Origin of the sequence: Pseudarthrobacter sp. CCNWLW217 (assembly GCF_037203985.1) — a bacterium.
GTDB lineage: Bacteria > Actinomycetota > Actinomycetes > Actinomycetales > Micrococcaceae > Arthrobacter.
On the sequence record NZ_JBBCBT010000002.1, the window covers coordinates 132,827 to 147,493 of the forward strand.

At 63.3% G+C, this 14,667-nt stretch carries 9 protein-coding genes and 2 tRNA genes; 7 read left to right on the forward strand and 4 right to left on the reverse strand.

Annotated elements, in window-relative coordinates; translation table 11 throughout:
* Positions 1-10: 10 nt before the first annotated feature.
* The 3 genes from V9L18_RS03200 (at position 11) to V9L18_RS03210 (ending at position 4,610) form a co-directional block, all read left to right on the forward strand.
* Entirely contained in the window at positions 11-1,219 is a 1,209-nt protein-coding gene (locus tag V9L18_RS03200) for a YlbL family protein (protein ID WP_443197923.1), read from the forward strand.
* Between the two features lie 157 nt (positions 1,220-1,376).
* Positions 1,377-4,361 carry a UPF0182 family membrane protein gene (locus V9L18_RS03205; protein WP_337345932.1) on the forward strand — a complete coding sequence of 995 codons (2,985 nt, stop codon included), beginning with the start codon at positions 1,377-1,379 and terminating at the stop codon, positions 4,359-4,361.
* A gap of 175 nt (positions 4,362-4,536) precedes the next feature.
* Positions 4,537-4,610: transfer RNA gene (locus V9L18_RS03210), tRNA-Met, on the forward strand.
* Positions 4,611-4,698: 88 nt separating this feature from the next.
* On the opposite strand, the gene V9L18_RS03215 is transcribed toward V9L18_RS03210, so the two are convergent.
* The gene (locus V9L18_RS03215; RefSeq protein WP_337345736.1) at positions 4,699-5,793 is read right to left on the reverse strand and encodes a CobW family GTP-binding protein; all 1,095 of its coding nucleotides are present in this window, start codon (positions 5,791-5,793) and stop codon (positions 4,699-4,701) included.
* 141 nt (positions 5,794-5,934) lie between these two features.
* Between V9L18_RS03215 and V9L18_RS03220 the strand changes: the two genes are divergently transcribed.
* A tRNA-Met gene (locus tag V9L18_RS03220) sits at positions 5,935-6,011 on the forward strand.
* A 137-nt stretch (positions 6,012-6,148) separates the two neighbouring features.
* Positions 6,149-7,081 (forward strand): cytochrome b/b6 domain-containing protein, encoded by a 933-nt coding sequence (locus tag V9L18_RS03225; RefSeq protein ID WP_337345737.1) that lies wholly within the window; start codon positions 6,149-6,151, stop codon positions 7,079-7,081.
* On the opposite strand, the gene V9L18_RS03230 is transcribed toward V9L18_RS03225, so the two are convergent.
* From V9L18_RS03230 to V9L18_RS03240, 3 genes are all read right to left on the reverse strand, one after another.
* On the reverse strand, positions 7,078-8,517 hold the full coding sequence (locus tag V9L18_RS03230; protein ID WP_337345738.1) for a cryptochrome/photolyase family protein: 1,440 nt from the start codon (positions 8,515-8,517) through the stop codon (positions 7,078-7,080). The two genes, V9L18_RS03225 and V9L18_RS03230, sit on opposite strands and share 4 nt — an antisense overlap.
* A gap of 153 nt (positions 8,518-8,670) precedes the next feature.
* Entirely contained in the window at positions 8,671-9,465 is a 795-nt protein-coding gene (locus V9L18_RS03235) for a PspA/IM30 family protein (RefSeq protein ID WP_337345739.1), read from the reverse strand.
* Between the two features lie 110 nt (positions 9,466-9,575).
* The gene (locus tag V9L18_RS03240) at positions 9,576-11,624 is read right to left on the reverse strand and encodes a TPM domain-containing protein (protein ID WP_337345740.1); all 2,049 of its coding nucleotides are present in this window, start codon (positions 11,622-11,624) and stop codon (positions 9,576-9,578) included.
* Positions 11,625-11,912: 288 nt separating this feature from the next.
* On the opposite strand from V9L18_RS03240, the gene V9L18_RS03245 reads away from it, so the two are divergent.
* The gene (locus V9L18_RS03245; protein WP_337345741.1) at positions 11,913-13,607 is read left to right on the forward strand and encodes a S1C family serine protease; all 1,695 of its coding nucleotides are present in this window, start codon (positions 11,913-11,915) and stop codon (positions 13,605-13,607) included.
* 249 nt (positions 13,608-13,856) lie between these two features.
* Positions 13,857-14,657 (forward strand): electron transfer flavoprotein subunit beta/FixA family protein, encoded by an 801-nt coding sequence (locus V9L18_RS03250; RefSeq protein WP_337345933.1) that lies wholly within the window; start codon positions 13,857-13,859, stop codon positions 14,655-14,657.
* The last annotated feature ends 10 nt before the right edge of the window (positions 14,658-14,667 follow it).

Here is a 14,667-nt window from a genome sequence, read left to right on the forward strand (position 1 = left end):
TGTTGGATGAGTGACTACGACGCGTGGCGACAATCCCCCTGAGGACCGCACAACCGAGCCCGACGCCGGCACAGGACCCTTGGACAAGGGGCCGGATACCTGGCCGGTGGGCGGCGCAACTCCCGGTCCCCTGGAGCCTTACGATAACCCTGCCTCCCGTCGGCCACGGCACGGCAAGAAGGTTTCCCTGATGATGGTCTCGGGAGTGGCTTCCTTGGGGCTCGGCCTTGCAGTAGGAACGCTGCCGGTGCCGTACGTCGTCGAAAAACCCGGTCCCACCTTCAACACGCTGGGCGAGGCCCGGGGTGAACCGGTCATCGGAGTCACCGGGCGGGAGACTTATCCAGCGGCCGGGAACCTGGACCTGACCACTGTTTATGTCGAAGGCGGTCCCAACGGTCCAGTCAGCATCCTGGGCGCCTTCGCGGCTTGGCTGGACCCTTCCAAATCGGTGTATCCCGAAGAGCTAATTTATCCCAAGGGAACTACAAGGGAACAGGCCGACGAACAGAGTTCAGTGGCCATGGCTACTTCCCAGGAGAACGCCGTTGCGTCGGCGCTCAAGGAACTGGAGATCCCATTCGGCCAGGAGCTGCAGGCCGCGGGGCTATCCAACGGTTCTCCCTCAGAAGGGAAAATTTCGCCAGGTGACGTATTCCGGTCAATCAACGGGAAGGCCGTTACCGCGCTTTCCGTCATCCAGGATGAACTCGCCGCCGGTAAGGGGGCACCAGCCACCGTGGTGCTGGACAGGGACGGGGAGCAGGTCACCGAGACCATCACACCAATGGACAACGGCGAGGGCCGGTACATCCTCGGGGTGATGCTCAAGTTCAAATTTACTTTTCCTTTTGACGTGAAAATCTCCCTGGACACCGTCGGCGGCCCGAGCGCCGGGATGATGTTCTCCCTGGGCATCATCGACAAGCTGACCCCCGGGGACCTCACGGGTGGCCGGCACGTTGCCGGGACCGGGGAGATCACCCCGGACGGCAAGGTTGGACCCATCGGCGGCGTGGCACAGAAGATGCAGGGTGCCCGGGCTGCTGGAGCCACCCTGTTCCTCGCGCCCGCAGCCAACTGCGATGAAGTTGTTGGCCATATTCCCAACGGCCTGCAGGTGGTAAAGGTGGCGAACCTCGCCGAGGCGCGGGACGCCGTCGAGCTCGCCGCCTCGGGCCAGGACACGTCCGGCCTTGCGGCCTGTACCAGCAACTAGACTGGGGCAGGAACTAAGCTTTACTGCCACTCGTGGCAGATATGACGGACGTTGCCATTCGGTTTGACCGGTACCGGACGTCGCACGCACGCACGCTTCGAATGTTAATCTGACGACCAGCTATGAGGTACCGAGTTTGTCCCGTCCTGCCAGCCCCATCCCGCCCGGAAGACCGCCCTCAAGACGAGGTGCCCTGACACCAACCCTCGTTGTTGTCGCACTCGTGGTGGTAGGTTTCATTTTCTTCGCCAATGTGTGGACTGACGTTTTGTGGTACCGGCAACTTGGCTTCTTCGAAGTCTTCCTGACGGAGAACGTGGCCAGGATCGGTATCTTTGTCGCCGGTTTCGCCATCATGTTTGCCGCGGTCTTTTTCGCGATCCGGATTGCCTACCACGCCCGGCCGGTCTACGCACCGGACTCCGAGATCAGGGACAACCTGAACCGGTACCAGGCGCAGCTTGAGCCGGTCCGCCGCGTGGTTATGCTCGGATTGCCCATCCTCTTCGGGCTTTTTGCCGGCAGCGCGGCGGCAAGCCAGTGGCAGAAGGTCCTGCTGTTCTTCAACCAGGAACCCTTCGGCCAGGCTGATCCGGAGTTCGGAATGGACCTCAGCTTCTACCTGATGACCCTGCCGTTCCTGGGATTCATCACCGGCTTCCTCATCAGCGTGGTTGTGGTGGCTGGCATCGCCGGGATCCTCACCCACTACCTCTACGGCAGTATTCGCCTGATGGAGCGCGGCATTTTTACCAGCCGCGCCGCGCAGATCCACCTTGCCGTTACGGGTGCTGCCTTCCTGCTCCTGCTGGGCACGAATTTCTGGCTGGACAGGTTCGCTGCGCTGCAGAGCAACGGCGGACGGTGGGCAGGCGCCCTCTACACCGACGTCAGTGCCGTTATCCCCACCAAGGCCATTCTTGCGGTGGCGGCAGCCCTGGTAGCTATCCTTTTCATCGTCGCGGCGGTCATCGGCCGGTGGCGCCTGCCGGTCATCGGCACGGCCATGCTGATCATCACCTCCATCCTTGCCGGCGGCGTCTACCCCTGGGTGATCCAGCAGTTCCAGGTCCGCCCCTCGGAAGAGACGCTGGAGAAGAAATACATCGAGCGCAATATCCAGATGACCCGTGCCGCCTACGGTCTGGACAAGATCCAGGTGGACCGGTACGACGCCACCAACACCGCCACTACCGGAGCGCTCGCCCCGGACGCGCAGACCACCGCCAACATCAGGCTCCTTGATCCGAACCTGATTTCAGACGCTTTCTCGCAGCTGGAACAGTACCGCCCGTACTACCAGTTCCCCGAAGCCCTGAACGTCGACCGCTATGAAGTGGACGGCAAAATCCAGGACACCGTCATCGCGGTCCGCGAACTGAATCCCCAGAACGTGGCGGAGAACCAGCAGAGCTGGCTCAACCAGCACATTGTGTACACGCACGGTTACGGAGTAGTGGCGGCGAAGGGCAATAAATTCACCGTTGACGGCAAGCCTGAGTTCCTTCAGTCCGGTATTCCGTCCACCGGTGTCCTCGGCGACGATTCCACGTATGAACCGCGCATCTACTTCGGCGAAAGCTCACCCGAGTACTCGATTGTCGGGGCTCCGGACGGCTTCCCGAACCGTGAACAGGACAGGCCGTCAGGTGAGGGAGAGACGCAGTACACGTTCCAAGGCAATGGCGGTCCAAATGTGGGCAGCTTCTTCAACAAGGTGCTGTACTCCATCAAGTTCCAGTCCTCGGATCTGCTGCTCTCTGACGGTGTCAACGAGGAATCCCAGATCCTTTACGACCGCAGCCCGCGTGAGCGGGTGGAGAAGGTCGCGCCCTATCTGACGGTTGATGGAAATTCATATCCTGCCGTGGTGGATGGCCGGGTCAAGTGGATCGTGGATGGTTACACCACCAGCCAGTACTACCCGTACTCGCAGCAGGAACAGCTCTCAGACGCCACCGCCGACACCCAGACCACCTCCGGACGCGCGGTTGCGCTGCCCAACAGCACCGTCAACTACATCCGGAACTCCGTCAAGGCGACAGTGGATGCGTATGACGGCTCAGTCACCCTGTACGCCTGGGATGACCAGGACCCACTGTTGAAGTCCTGGCAGAAGGTCTTCCCGACGTCGCTCAAACCGTACTCGGAGATGTCCGGCGACGTTATGAGCCACGTCCGTTATCCGGAGGACCTCTTCAAGGTCCAGCGTCAGCTTCTGGGCCAGTACCACGTGACCGATCCCTCCAGCTTCTACAAGACGAACGATGCCTGGAGCGTCCCCGCCGACCCCACAGTGGACACGGACGTCAAGCAGCCGCCGTTCTACATGTCGCTGCAGATGCCTGACCAGGACAAGCCGGCTTTCCAGCTGACGTCGTCGTTCATCCCGCAGATTGTTAACGGAAATGCACGAAACGTCCTCTATGGCTTCCTCGCGGCGGATTCCGACGCCGGCAACCAGGCAGGCGTAAGAGCTGACAGTTATGGCAAGCTGCGGCTGCTTCAGATCCCGCCGGAGACCCAGGTCCCGGGACCCGGCCAGGCACAGAACAAGTTCAACTCGGATCCCACCGTGTCCCAGGCCCTGAACCTGCTCCGCCAGGGTGCCTCGGATGTGCTGAACGGCAACCTCCTGACTCTGCCGGTGGGCGGCGGAATCCTGTACGTCCAGCCGGTCTACCTGAAGTCCACGGGTGAAACGTCCTATCCGACGCTGCAGCGGGTGCTGGTGGCCTTCGGTGACAAGGTGGGCTTCGCGCCCACCCTGGATGCGGCCCTCAAGCAGTTGTTCGGCGGGGACTCCGGTGCTTCCGCCGGGGACTCCGACAACAACGGCCAGACTCCGCCGACGCCCGGCACCCCGCCCGTGGCCGGTGCGGATGCCAAGGCCGAGCTCAAGGCCGCACTCGAGGAAGCAAGGGCCGCCATCCAGGCGGGCCAGGCAGCCCTCGCAGCAGGTGACTTCGCCGCCTACGGCGAACAGCAGAAGAAGGTCGCTGCAGCACTGCAGAAGGCCGTCGACGCGGAAGCCAAGATTCCCGTCATCGTGCCTGAGGCGGTGCCTACTCCCGCGGCCACCCCGACTGAGGGGGCAACGCCAACAGGAACCGCTACGCCGTCGCCCACAGCGAGCAACTGATTGAACCCGCCGGCCTGGCCGCGCTCCGCAAGGAGTGTGGCCAGGCCGACGGCGTTAAGCGGCGCTGGGCGTCACGCCGGCCGCGTTCAAAAGGGAGCATGAGCTCTACGGAGACGCACATCACGCCATCTCGATTTGGCCTCCCGTTCACCCGACGGTAGAGTTGTTCTTGCGACGCGGGGTGGAGCAGTTCGGTAGCTCGCTGGGCTCATAACCCAGAGGTCACAGGTTCAAATCCTGTCCCCGCAACTGACGGAAAGTCCGGAACTGGAAACAGTTCCGGACTTTCCTGTTTTAAGGCTTGTGTGCCCGCCGGGCATCGTTGGGTGGTTCCCGGCTACGTGCTGAGGCGCCGGTAGCGTTGCAGGCGTCGGAACCCGGCCTCCACATCCTGCCCTTGGGTGGGCTCAAGGGCGCTGACAAGTCGTGCCTGTGTGATCGGCACGTCCACATGCAGGCCCACCGCCACCAGCTGATTCGGTTGCTGGTTCGCGGGGCGTTGGCCCGAAAGCGTGGAAGCGGTAGCGGGGTGGGCTTTGATGTGGATGGATCGCCCTACCAGGTTGACCTGGTAGCGCTGGATTCTGCGTCCGCTGCTGACCAGGACTGCGCCTTTGATCCGATATACGCCCAGTGGCGGTTCTTCGAGGAGATCCAGCAAGCGGCCGGCGTCGACTACTCCGCTATTTTGTGTGGACACAGCTGTCGCGTGCTGGTGTGGCTCGGTTTGGTGCTTCGCGTCGTGTTTGGTGCGGGCATCGAGGAGAAGAGAGCGGAGTGGTAACTCCTCAGCGGGTTCCTCCCGGGTTGCTGCGTCGAACACCAAGGCGGGGTCGATACGGCCATGGTGCGTACGGATGATATGGGCGTAAGGGTTGCGTTCGCGAACACGTTGCTCGATGCGGGCGAGTGTGTCCTCGCGAGTCTGTGGATCGAGCCGATCGGTTTTGTTCAAGACAACAAGGGTGGCGGCCGCGAATCGGGTCGGGGGGAGGGACCCGGAATCGATGGTGTGGAAGTACTCCACCGCGTCTACAACGTCGATGACCCCGCCGGGTCGGACGCGTTTGACACCGTTGAAACGGAGAAGGTGCCGCAGAGTGAGCGGGTCAGCGATGCCGCTGGCTTCGATGAGGATCGCATCGAGGCCCAGTTTCCGGCTCGCCAGTTTCTGGAGCGCCCCTTCGAGACCGTCACTGTCCGACAGGCAGCAAACGCATCCTCCTGCGATGGAAACTGGTTCGTCGATCTGTCCTGTGACGAGGCCGGCGTCAATATTGATGTCGCCAAAGTCATTCACGATGACGCCTATGCGTGCAGTTGGATGGCGTAAAAGGTGGTTGACGAACGTTGTCTTGCCTGCGCCGAGGAAACCGGCAACGGCCACGGCCGGCACGTCTGTGTTCATGGATTCGCCCACTTCAACCGTCATTGTTGAGAATCATTCTTATTAATGTAACATGATGGAAGGCTCTCTGATGGTGAAGTGCCCCGAACTGGTTGGGCCTGCCATGCCCCCTTCCGGCGCCGTGGATTTTGTGCCGGCAAAAGTAAGGTAGTGTTGATCAAGCGACGCGGGGTGGAGCAGTTCGGTAGCTCGCTGGGCTCATAACCCAGAGGTCACAGGTTCAAATCCTGTCCCCGCAACCAAGTGAAGGCCCCGGCCGGCAGATATGCCGCCCGGGGTCTTCTTTTTCTTTGATTGCTAGTAGTTCCTAGTATTCTCTTTCGCAGGGCCTCAGATTTTTGGGCCACAGGTCAGTCATTCTCGAGAGGAATGTTGTTCGATGTCCACACCCACCAAAAAGTCCGGTCCTGCGACGGGCAAGCGGAACAAACTCTACTGGGGTGTTCCCGCTGCCTTGGTGGCGCTGGTGCTGGTGGTCCTGCTCGCGAAATGGCTGCGGGAACTGCCGGCCGTCTCTTCATTCCTGGTGGACTACCCGGGCCATTCCGAGCTCCCGAAGGGCGCTCCGGTGGGATTCCCTGCCTGGCTCGCATGGCAGCATTTCCTCAATGGGTTCTTCCTGCTTCTGATCATCCGGACAGGCTGGCAGGTGCGGACCACCAGCCGGCCCAGCGGTCACTGGACGCGCAACAACAAGGGCCTGATCAAAACCAAGACACCGCCCACAAAGATCACCCTGGAACTGTGGTTCCACCTGACGCTGGACGCCTTGTGGATCCTCAACGGAGTGGTGTTTGCCATCCTCCTCTTTGCCACGGGACAGTGGATGCGGATTGTCCCCACGAGCTGGGATGTCTTCCCGAACGCGTTGTCCGCGGCCCTGCAGTACGCATCGCTGAACTGGCCTACCGAAAACGGTTGGGTTAACTACAACGCCCTGCAGTTACTGACCTACTTCCTCACTGTATTTATCGCAGCGCCCCTGGCCTTCATCTCCGGCATCCGGACCTCCTCGGCCTGGCCTAAGAAGGCAAGCGCCCTGAACAAGGCGTACCCGATCGAACTGGCACGGGCTATCCATTTCCCCGTCATGATCTATTTTGTGGCGTTCATCGTGGTGCACGTGTTCCTGGTGCTCGCGACCGGCGCCCTGCGCAACCTGAACCACATGTACGCAGTGTCCGACGGCGACGGCTGGCTCGGTTTCTGGATCTTCCTCGTGTCGGTGGCCGTGATGGTGGCAGCCTGGTTCCTTGCCAGGCCCATCTTCCTGCGGCCCATCGCGTCCCTGATGGGCAAAGTCAGCCGCTAACGGCCGTCCTTCAGCCTCTGATAGGTCTCCAACGCCCGCTCCCGGGATTCGGCCAAGGAGACCAGCGGCGACGGGTAGCTGCCTGCAGCCTCACTGTTCTTCCACGGCTCATGGATCTCCTTGTCGCTGAGGCCCGCGATTTCCGGGACATACTTTCTTAGGTACCGTCCGCCGGCGTCGAACTTCTTGCTCTGCGTGACCGGATTGAAGATCCGGAAGTAGGGCGACGCGTCCGCCCCTGAACCGGCCACCCACTGCCAGTTCGCCGGGTTGCTGGCGGAGTCAGCGTCGACCAATGTGTCCCAGAACCATTCCTCACCCAGGCGCCAGTCTGCCAGCATGTTCTTGACCAGGAATGAGGCGGCTGCCATCCGGACCCGGTTGTGCATCCAACCGGTCGTCCACAACTGGCGCATGCCGGCGTCCACCAACGGGTAACCTGTGCTGCCTTGCTGCCAGGCTCCGAGCTCGGCCTGGGATGGTTCCTCCCAGGCAAAGTCGTCGAACTCCGGCCGATAATTGCGGGTTGCGAGCTGCGGATTCACATAGAGGAGTTGCCAGCAGAATTCCCTCCAGCCAATCTCGGACCGGAAGATGCCGACGTCGGCCGGCGCCTGGCTCGGAAACCGCTGCCTGAGCGCATGCCACACGCGGAACGGACTGATTTCGCCGAAGCGGAGATGAGGGGACAACCTGCTGGTTCCCTCTATGCCGGGGACGTCCCTGCCGGTTCCGTAGTCGGCCGCCGGGCCGTCCAGGAAATCCTCCAAGCGGCCGTGCGCGCCCGCTTCGCCCGGTTCCCAGGTTTCCGCCAGGCCACCGCTCCAGTCGGGTGATTCCGGCAACAGCGACCACGACTCCAGCGCATCGCTTTTGGCATAGTTGTCCCGGCCCGCCTTGCCGGGGGATGGCAGAGCGTCGGGCGCGTCGAAGGGCAACCGGGGCTCCCCTGAGGCGAGGCAGGCGCGCCAAAATGGCGTAAAGACCTTGTACGGGCCGCCGCTGCCGGTAGTAACGGTCCATGGCTCGAAGAGGAGGGTGGCCTGAAAGCTGGCTGCTTCGATGCCCTCCCCGGCGGCCCATTCCTTGATACTGGTGTCCACAGCCCGTTCCGGACCGCCGTAGCGGCGGTTCCATAGGATATGGCCTGCGCCGGTTTCCTGGACCAGGTCACGGAGGATCCGGGCGGCCGGTCCCCGCCGGAGGACCAAGGTGGATCCGGCGTCCTCGAGATCGGCGGCGAGCGAGGCCAGTGAGTGGTGCAGCCACCAGCGGACTGCTCCTCCGAGAGGCCGGATTCCGGCCGATTCCTCGTCGAGGATGTACAGAACAGTCAGGGGCAGGCCGAGCTCGACGGCCCGCATCAGAGCGGGGTTGTCGTCCAGTCGGAGGTCATCACGGAGCCAGACGATGGAGGTTGCGGCGGGGGAGGACATGCCCTCCACGCTACACACATCCGGGAGCGAGCGGCACGGGCTGAGGCGGGGGTGATGCTGAGTTCAGCGTTCAGCGTTCAGGAGACGGCGAAGGCCGGGGTTCGTTGCGAACCCCGGCCTTGAGCCTGCCCGGCGAGCCCGGATACCTGCTGGTTACAGCTTGTCGAAGTCCGCTTCGTCCACCGTGGACTCAGCACCCTGACCGCCGGCCGAGGCACCAATCTCGGGCTTGCTTGTGTTGCCGGATTTCAGCGCGGCAAGGCGCGCTTCGATCTCGACCTGCTCGCCGAGGTCCTCAAGCTGGTTGAACTGGGCGTCCAGGCTGGAGGCGGCAAGTTCCTGCTGGCCCCTGACCTTGGCCTCTTCGCGGCGGATCTTTTCCTCGAACCGGCCTACCTCGGACGTGGGGTCCATGAAGTCGATGCTCTTGATGGCATCGTGGACCTGCGACTGGGCCGCTGCTGTCTTGGAACGGGCCACGAGCTCATTGCGCTTGCTGGTGAGCTCGTTGAGCTTACCCTTCATCTGGTCCAGGCCGGTCTTAAGCTTGTCCACCACTTCCCGCTGGGAAGAGATGCTGGGCTCTGCGCCCTTGGCTTCGTTCTCGGCAGACATCTGGCGCTGCAGCGCCACCTTGGCCAGGTTGTCGAACTTTTCGGCGTCCGCAGCGTGCCCGCTGCTGCGGTACTCGTCGGCCTTGCGCGACGCAGCGAGGGCCTTGTTGCCCCAGTCGCGGGCATTCTTGACGTCTTCGTTGTAGTCGTCCTCGAGCATGCGCAGGTTGCCGATGGTCTGCGCCACAGCCGATTCGGCCTCGGCGATGTTGTTGGTGTAGTCCCGGACCATCTGGTCCAGCATCTTCTGCGGATCCTCAGCGTTGTCCAGCAAGGAGTTGATATTTGCCTTTGCAAGCTGCGCGATGCGGCCGAAAATGGACTGCTTAACCATGGTGTTACCTTTCGTCCTGCTCAGTGGTGGCCACTGAAATCAGTGAACAGTTGTTGTACCGCTATCTATCCGCCGGGTGGGTCGTTCCGCCCGGCGCCTAGTCCTTCGGGTCAGAAGTCTCCGCCGCCGCCGGAATCGCCGCCCCAGCCGCCGCCGGAGTCACCGCCGAAGCCGCCGCCGCCGTCGCCGCCCCAGCCGCCGCCGTCGCTGTGACCGCCGCCCCAACCGCCGCCGCTGCCGCCGTTGAGGATGGAGTTGATGAGGATGCCGCCGAGAATGGCACCTCCGAGGCCACCTCCGCCGCCGCCGCCGAACATGCCTCCACCGCCGTAGCCCTGGTTGGCGTAGCCGCCGAAGTTGTCGACGTCGGCCTGGGCCAGCTGGGCGGCCTGGGCTGCGAGGGCGTGCGCCTGCTGGGCGTACGTGAGGGCAGTGACGGGATCGTTGCGGGAAATGGAGAGTGCGTAGTCCAGGTTTCGCTGGGATTCAGCCAGTCGGGTGCGGGCCTCCGTGCCGACCCCGCCGCGGCGTGCCGTGATGTAGTCCGACGTGGCACTGATCTGGGCTTGCGCGGACATGATGGTCTGTTGCAGCGAGGCCTGTGCCCGGCGAGCCTGTTCCTGCTGGTCGCGGATTCCGGTCAGCGCCTGGTCCAGTGCCTGGTGTGCCGTTTCGACGCGCTGCAGGGTAGCGATGGGATCGATCTTTCCACCTTGTATTTCAGCCTTGACCTGCCCCAGGGCGGACTCGACGCCTGCCACCGGGCCGGCGAGTTCGGGGTGGGCACCGGACTGGATCATGGCCCGGGCCTGCGCGAGGTCCTGGGAGGTATCCACGACGGCGGCTTCAAGGCCGTTGCGGGCCTCATCCAAGCTGGTGGAGACCTTGGAAATCGCGTCGAGGAGAACGTTGGTCTGGTGGAGGCTCTCTTCGGAGGCGCGGACAGCCACTGCCGCAAGGCTGGCTTCGCCTTCGGCCAGCTTCTGCTCTGCAGTTTCCGTGGCGTTCTGGACGAAGGCCAGCCGCTCTTTGGCCTGCGTGATGTTGTCTGCGACCTGGACCAGGGCGCTGTCCGCATATTTGGAGCGGAGAGTCGTCAGCGACTGCTCAGCGTTGGCGATCTTGGCGTCGGCTTCCCGCGCCCCGGCCTTGACCGTGGCGAGTGCCTGTGGCGCGTTCTTCTCCAGCTCGCGCAGTGAATCGAAATCGGCTTTTTGTTCCTGCAGGGAAGCGAGAGCGGCCTCGGAACGGCGGATGATCTCGCCCAGCCAGCTGCGCTGCTGCTCTTCAGTATCGGGAATATGGTCATCCAGCTGCTGCTGGAGTTTGAAGGACTCGGACATATGTCCTTTGGCTTCCTCCAGCGCCTTGGTGAAATTGCCGACGGCGGAATCGCCGTACTGGGCCTGGGCGAACATCAGCTCCTGCTCGCTGGACTTGATCGCGTCATCGGCTTCGATGAGCAGGGATCCGCTCTTGCGTCGGAGTTCCTCCACACTGAGCGAGGCCAGCGGATCGAGTTCGGCGCCCTGGGGACCGTAGCTGGCGCTGGACGCCTGGCCGGCCTTCTTGCGTTTGTTCCTGAGGTACAGGTAGGCGCCGGCACCTCCTGCGGCCAATACTCCGGTGCCTACGAGGATGGCAGTGCCTGCCCCGTTTTCAGACGGGACATTGCCGCTCCCGCCTCCAGCTGCGTCGCCGATGGCAGCGGCAGCATTGATGGCCGCTTTGGCGTAGTCGTTATTCGCCAGCTGCGGGCCGATGGCTTTGCTCTTGATGTTTTCGATTTGGGCGTTGGTGATTTTGCTGCCGCCCTTATTCAGGACGTACTGCCTGGTTTCGGTGGCCACGGCAAAAATCAGCGCATTCGAACCAAGGCTGGCCTTTTCGGCTACCTGGTCTGACCAGGCTTCCCGATCCGTGGGGTTTTCGAACTTCTTGACGGTGACGACGTGGAGCACCATGGCGTGGTCTGTGCCAAGCTTCTTGATGGCTGCCTCAACGTCGGCCTTGCCGCCGCCCAGCACGCCGGCGGAGTCGACAATCTTCGTCGCCGGATCCAGCGTCACCGGATCTTCGGCCCAGGCCGCGCCGGCGGGAGCCGCCAACAAGCCAGTCAGGCCAATCACGGCGAGGATACGTTTGAACTTTGACCGCATGTGCAACCCTTCAGCACGCCTGACACCGATTCGGGACGAATCAGTCGTCTCAGAATGCAGCAGCGCCCCCACGCGTGGTGTAAAGCCGCAGGTCGCTGTGGCAATTCCTCTTGATTCTATGGTGCACCTATTGGTGCGTCCACAAAGCCGAATATGCCACCAGCGAAACGAAATCGGCGGGCCCGGAGCGGTGGCGTCGAGGCATTCAGGAAGCTCCCAGCCAACGTCCGAATTTGTTCCAGCCAAAAGGTTCATAGTTAATGGCAGACGAGGATGAAAGGAAGTCCAATGACTGAGAACCCAACGCCAGGTGCAGCGCCCGAACCCCGGGATCCGCGGCAGCCCGACGCGCCGCAGCCAGCACCGCCGGCCGCTCGCCACCCGGCACCGCTGCACGATCCCGTGTCAGCGGCCCAGGGGGACCAGCAGCCCAATGGTGACCAGCAGCCCACCGAGGCACGGGCGGGCTCCAGCACCGGAGAAAACCCCACCCAAAGGCTCGACACTGAGCCCACAACCGGCTACCCCACCCAGCAGCTTCCCGGCGCCCCCCGTCCGGTCTACCCGCCACGCGAACCCTTTTACGGGGAGCAGAACCACCAGCCCGGCCAACGCCAGCCCGGCCAAACCTTCGGCGCGCACAACGACGCTGGCCACAACCAGGCCGGTCCCCACAGCCAGGGCCAGCAGTACCATCAGCCGCAGTACGGCCAGCACGCTCACTCTGCCGGGCAGGGCGGAGGCGGAGTGGCACTGGCTCCGAACCCTGCCGACGCGCCCCGCCGAAAGGCAAGTTTCGGTGTAGGCACCCTCGTAGCCAGTATCCTCGCGGCCGGACTGGTGGGCGGCGGAGTGGCCACGGTGGGTTCGGGCGACCTCTTCGACGGCGGGAATTCCTCCGCTGTCGGCAGCAGCCAGCCAGAAACGGTCATCGTCAACAACAAAGACGACGTCAACGCAATCACCGCGGCTGCACTGAAGGCTTCTCCGAGCGTGGTGACCATCAGCGCCAGCAGTGGCAGTTCAGGCGGTACGGGCTCGGGCATCATCCTGGACGATGAAGGCCACATCCTGACGAACACCCACGTAGTGACCCTGGATGGAGCGACGGCCAACGCGGCACTTGAGGTCCGTACGAGTGACGGCCGGGTGATCGCCGCAAAGCTTGTGGGCACCGACCCGCTCTCCGACCTCGCAGTCATCAAGGTGGACGACGCCTCCGGCCTGAGGCCCGCGACCCTCGGGGACTCCGGCAAGCTCAACGTTGGGGACACGGCCATTGCCATCGGCTCCCCGCTGGGCCTCACCGGAACAGTGACGGACGGCATCGTTTCCACCCTGAACCGGACCATCAGCGTGGCGTCGTCAGCGGCGCCGAAGGACGGGGACGAGTCCGAAGGTGACGACGAGGGTGGCTTCAAGTTTGCGCCACCGGGCGGTGGCCAAAGCCAGCAGCCGACGGACCAGGGCTCCATTTCCATCAATGTGATCCAGACGGATGCGGCCATCAACCCCGGAAACTCCGGCGGCGCGCTGGTCAACAGCAAGGGCGAGATCATTGGCGTCAACGTTGCCATCGCCTCGGCGGGATCCGACTCCTCCTCCAGCGGCAACATCGGTGTGGGCTTCAGCATCCCCATCAACCACGCCAAGCGCGTGGCGCAGGAAATCATCGACACCGGTAAGGTTTCCCATGGCCAGCTGGGCGTCAGCGTCAAGGACAAGTCATCCACCTCATCCTCTTCAGGCTTCTCTGTCGGTGCCGACGTCGCTACGGTCGAACCGGGTTCGGCAGCAGCGAATGCCGGCATCAAGGTGGGCGACGTCATCACGCGCTTCAACGACCTGACCATCAGCGAACCCAACCAGCTGACTGCTGCGGTCCGCGAGCAGGCCGCCGGCGCCAAGGTCAAGATCACGGTCCAGCGGAACGGCCAGGAACAGACACTGGATGTTACGCTCGGCGCCGCAGCCGAGCAGTAAGTCCCCGGCACCTGTTCTGCCAAAAAGTAGTTCCGACGACGGTGGGCCTCCCTGGAAAGGGGGGCCCGCCGTCGTCATTTTCTGCGCCATAGGCAAACCGGTTGACACAGGCGTTAACGCGACGTCGCCGGGGTACTTCTATATGGTTAGCTAGGATCTACCCGTACCCCGGGCGTTCCGCGGCCATGACCTCACCCGGCTGGCTATCCACAAGCATGGAAGGCTGCTGTAAATACAGTGGAAGAGACATTGAAGATCATCGTCCTGGTCAAGCATGTACCGGACGCCCAGTTCGACCGGCACCTCAACGGGGAGGGCTACACCACGGACCGTGACGAAAGCATCCTGTCCGAGCTGGACGAATACGCGCTTGAGGCAGCACTGCAGCTGGCCGAGGCCCGGGGCGGCAGCAAAGCCGGAAACCAGGTTATCGCCCTCAGCATGGGACCCTCCGGTGCCGTGAACGCCGTCAAGAAGTCGCTGCAGATGGGCGCCACCGAAGGCGTGCACCTCACCGATGACGCCCTGGCCGGCTCGGATGCCGCCGCCACCTCGCTCGCCCTTGCGGCGGCCATCCGTCACCTCGGCGCAGGAGCCCCCGTGGACTTGGTGCTGACCGGAATGGCCTCCACCGACGGCGAAACCTCCCTGGTGCCAGCACAGCTGGCAGAACGGCTGGGCCTGCCGCAGGTTACCTTTGCCTCGTCCCTGGAGGTCGACGGCGGACGGCTCACCGCGCGCCGCGACGCCGACACGTACTCCGAGACCGTCGAAGCGCCGTTGCCGGCGGTGGTGTCGGTAACCGACCAGATCAACGAGCCCCGCTACCCCAACTTCAAAGGCATCATTGCGGCCAAGCGCAAGAGCATCACTACGCTCTCACTCGCGGACATCGGAGTTGATCCCTCGCAGGTGGGTCACGCCGGATCGTGGACCACGGTGACGTCGGCAGAGGAACGCCCGCCCCGCACCGCCGGCACCATCATCACCGACGAAGGCGACGCCGGCATCAAGCTGGTGGACTTCCTGGCCGCCCAGAAGCTGCTCTAAGAGGGATCAC

Bases quoted from the DNA above. Each gene is read 5' to 3' on its own strand.
- V9L18_RS03215 (WP_337345736.1), bottom strand. From the start codon at position 5,793: ATGACGGTTGAAGTGGGCGAATCCATGAACACAGACGTGCCGGCCGTG.
- V9L18_RS03225 (WP_337345737.1), top strand. From the start codon at position 6,149: ATGTCCACACCCACCAAAAAGTCCGGTCCTGCGACGGGCAAGCGGAAC.
- V9L18_RS03230 (WP_337345738.1), bottom strand. From the start codon at position 8,517: ATGTCCTCCCCCGCCGCAACCTCCATCGTCTGGCTCCGTGATGACCTC.
- V9L18_RS03235 (WP_337345739.1), bottom strand. From the start codon at position 9,465: ATGGTTAAGCAGTCCATTTTCGGCCGCATCGCGCAGCTTGCAAAGGCA.
- V9L18_RS03240 (WP_337345740.1), bottom strand. From the start codon at position 11,624: ATGCGGTCAAAGTTCAAACGTATCCTCGCCGTGATTGGCCTGACTGGC.
- V9L18_RS03245 (WP_337345741.1), top strand. From the start codon at position 11,913: ATGACTGAGAACCCAACGCCAGGTGCAGCGCCCGAACCCCGGGATCCG.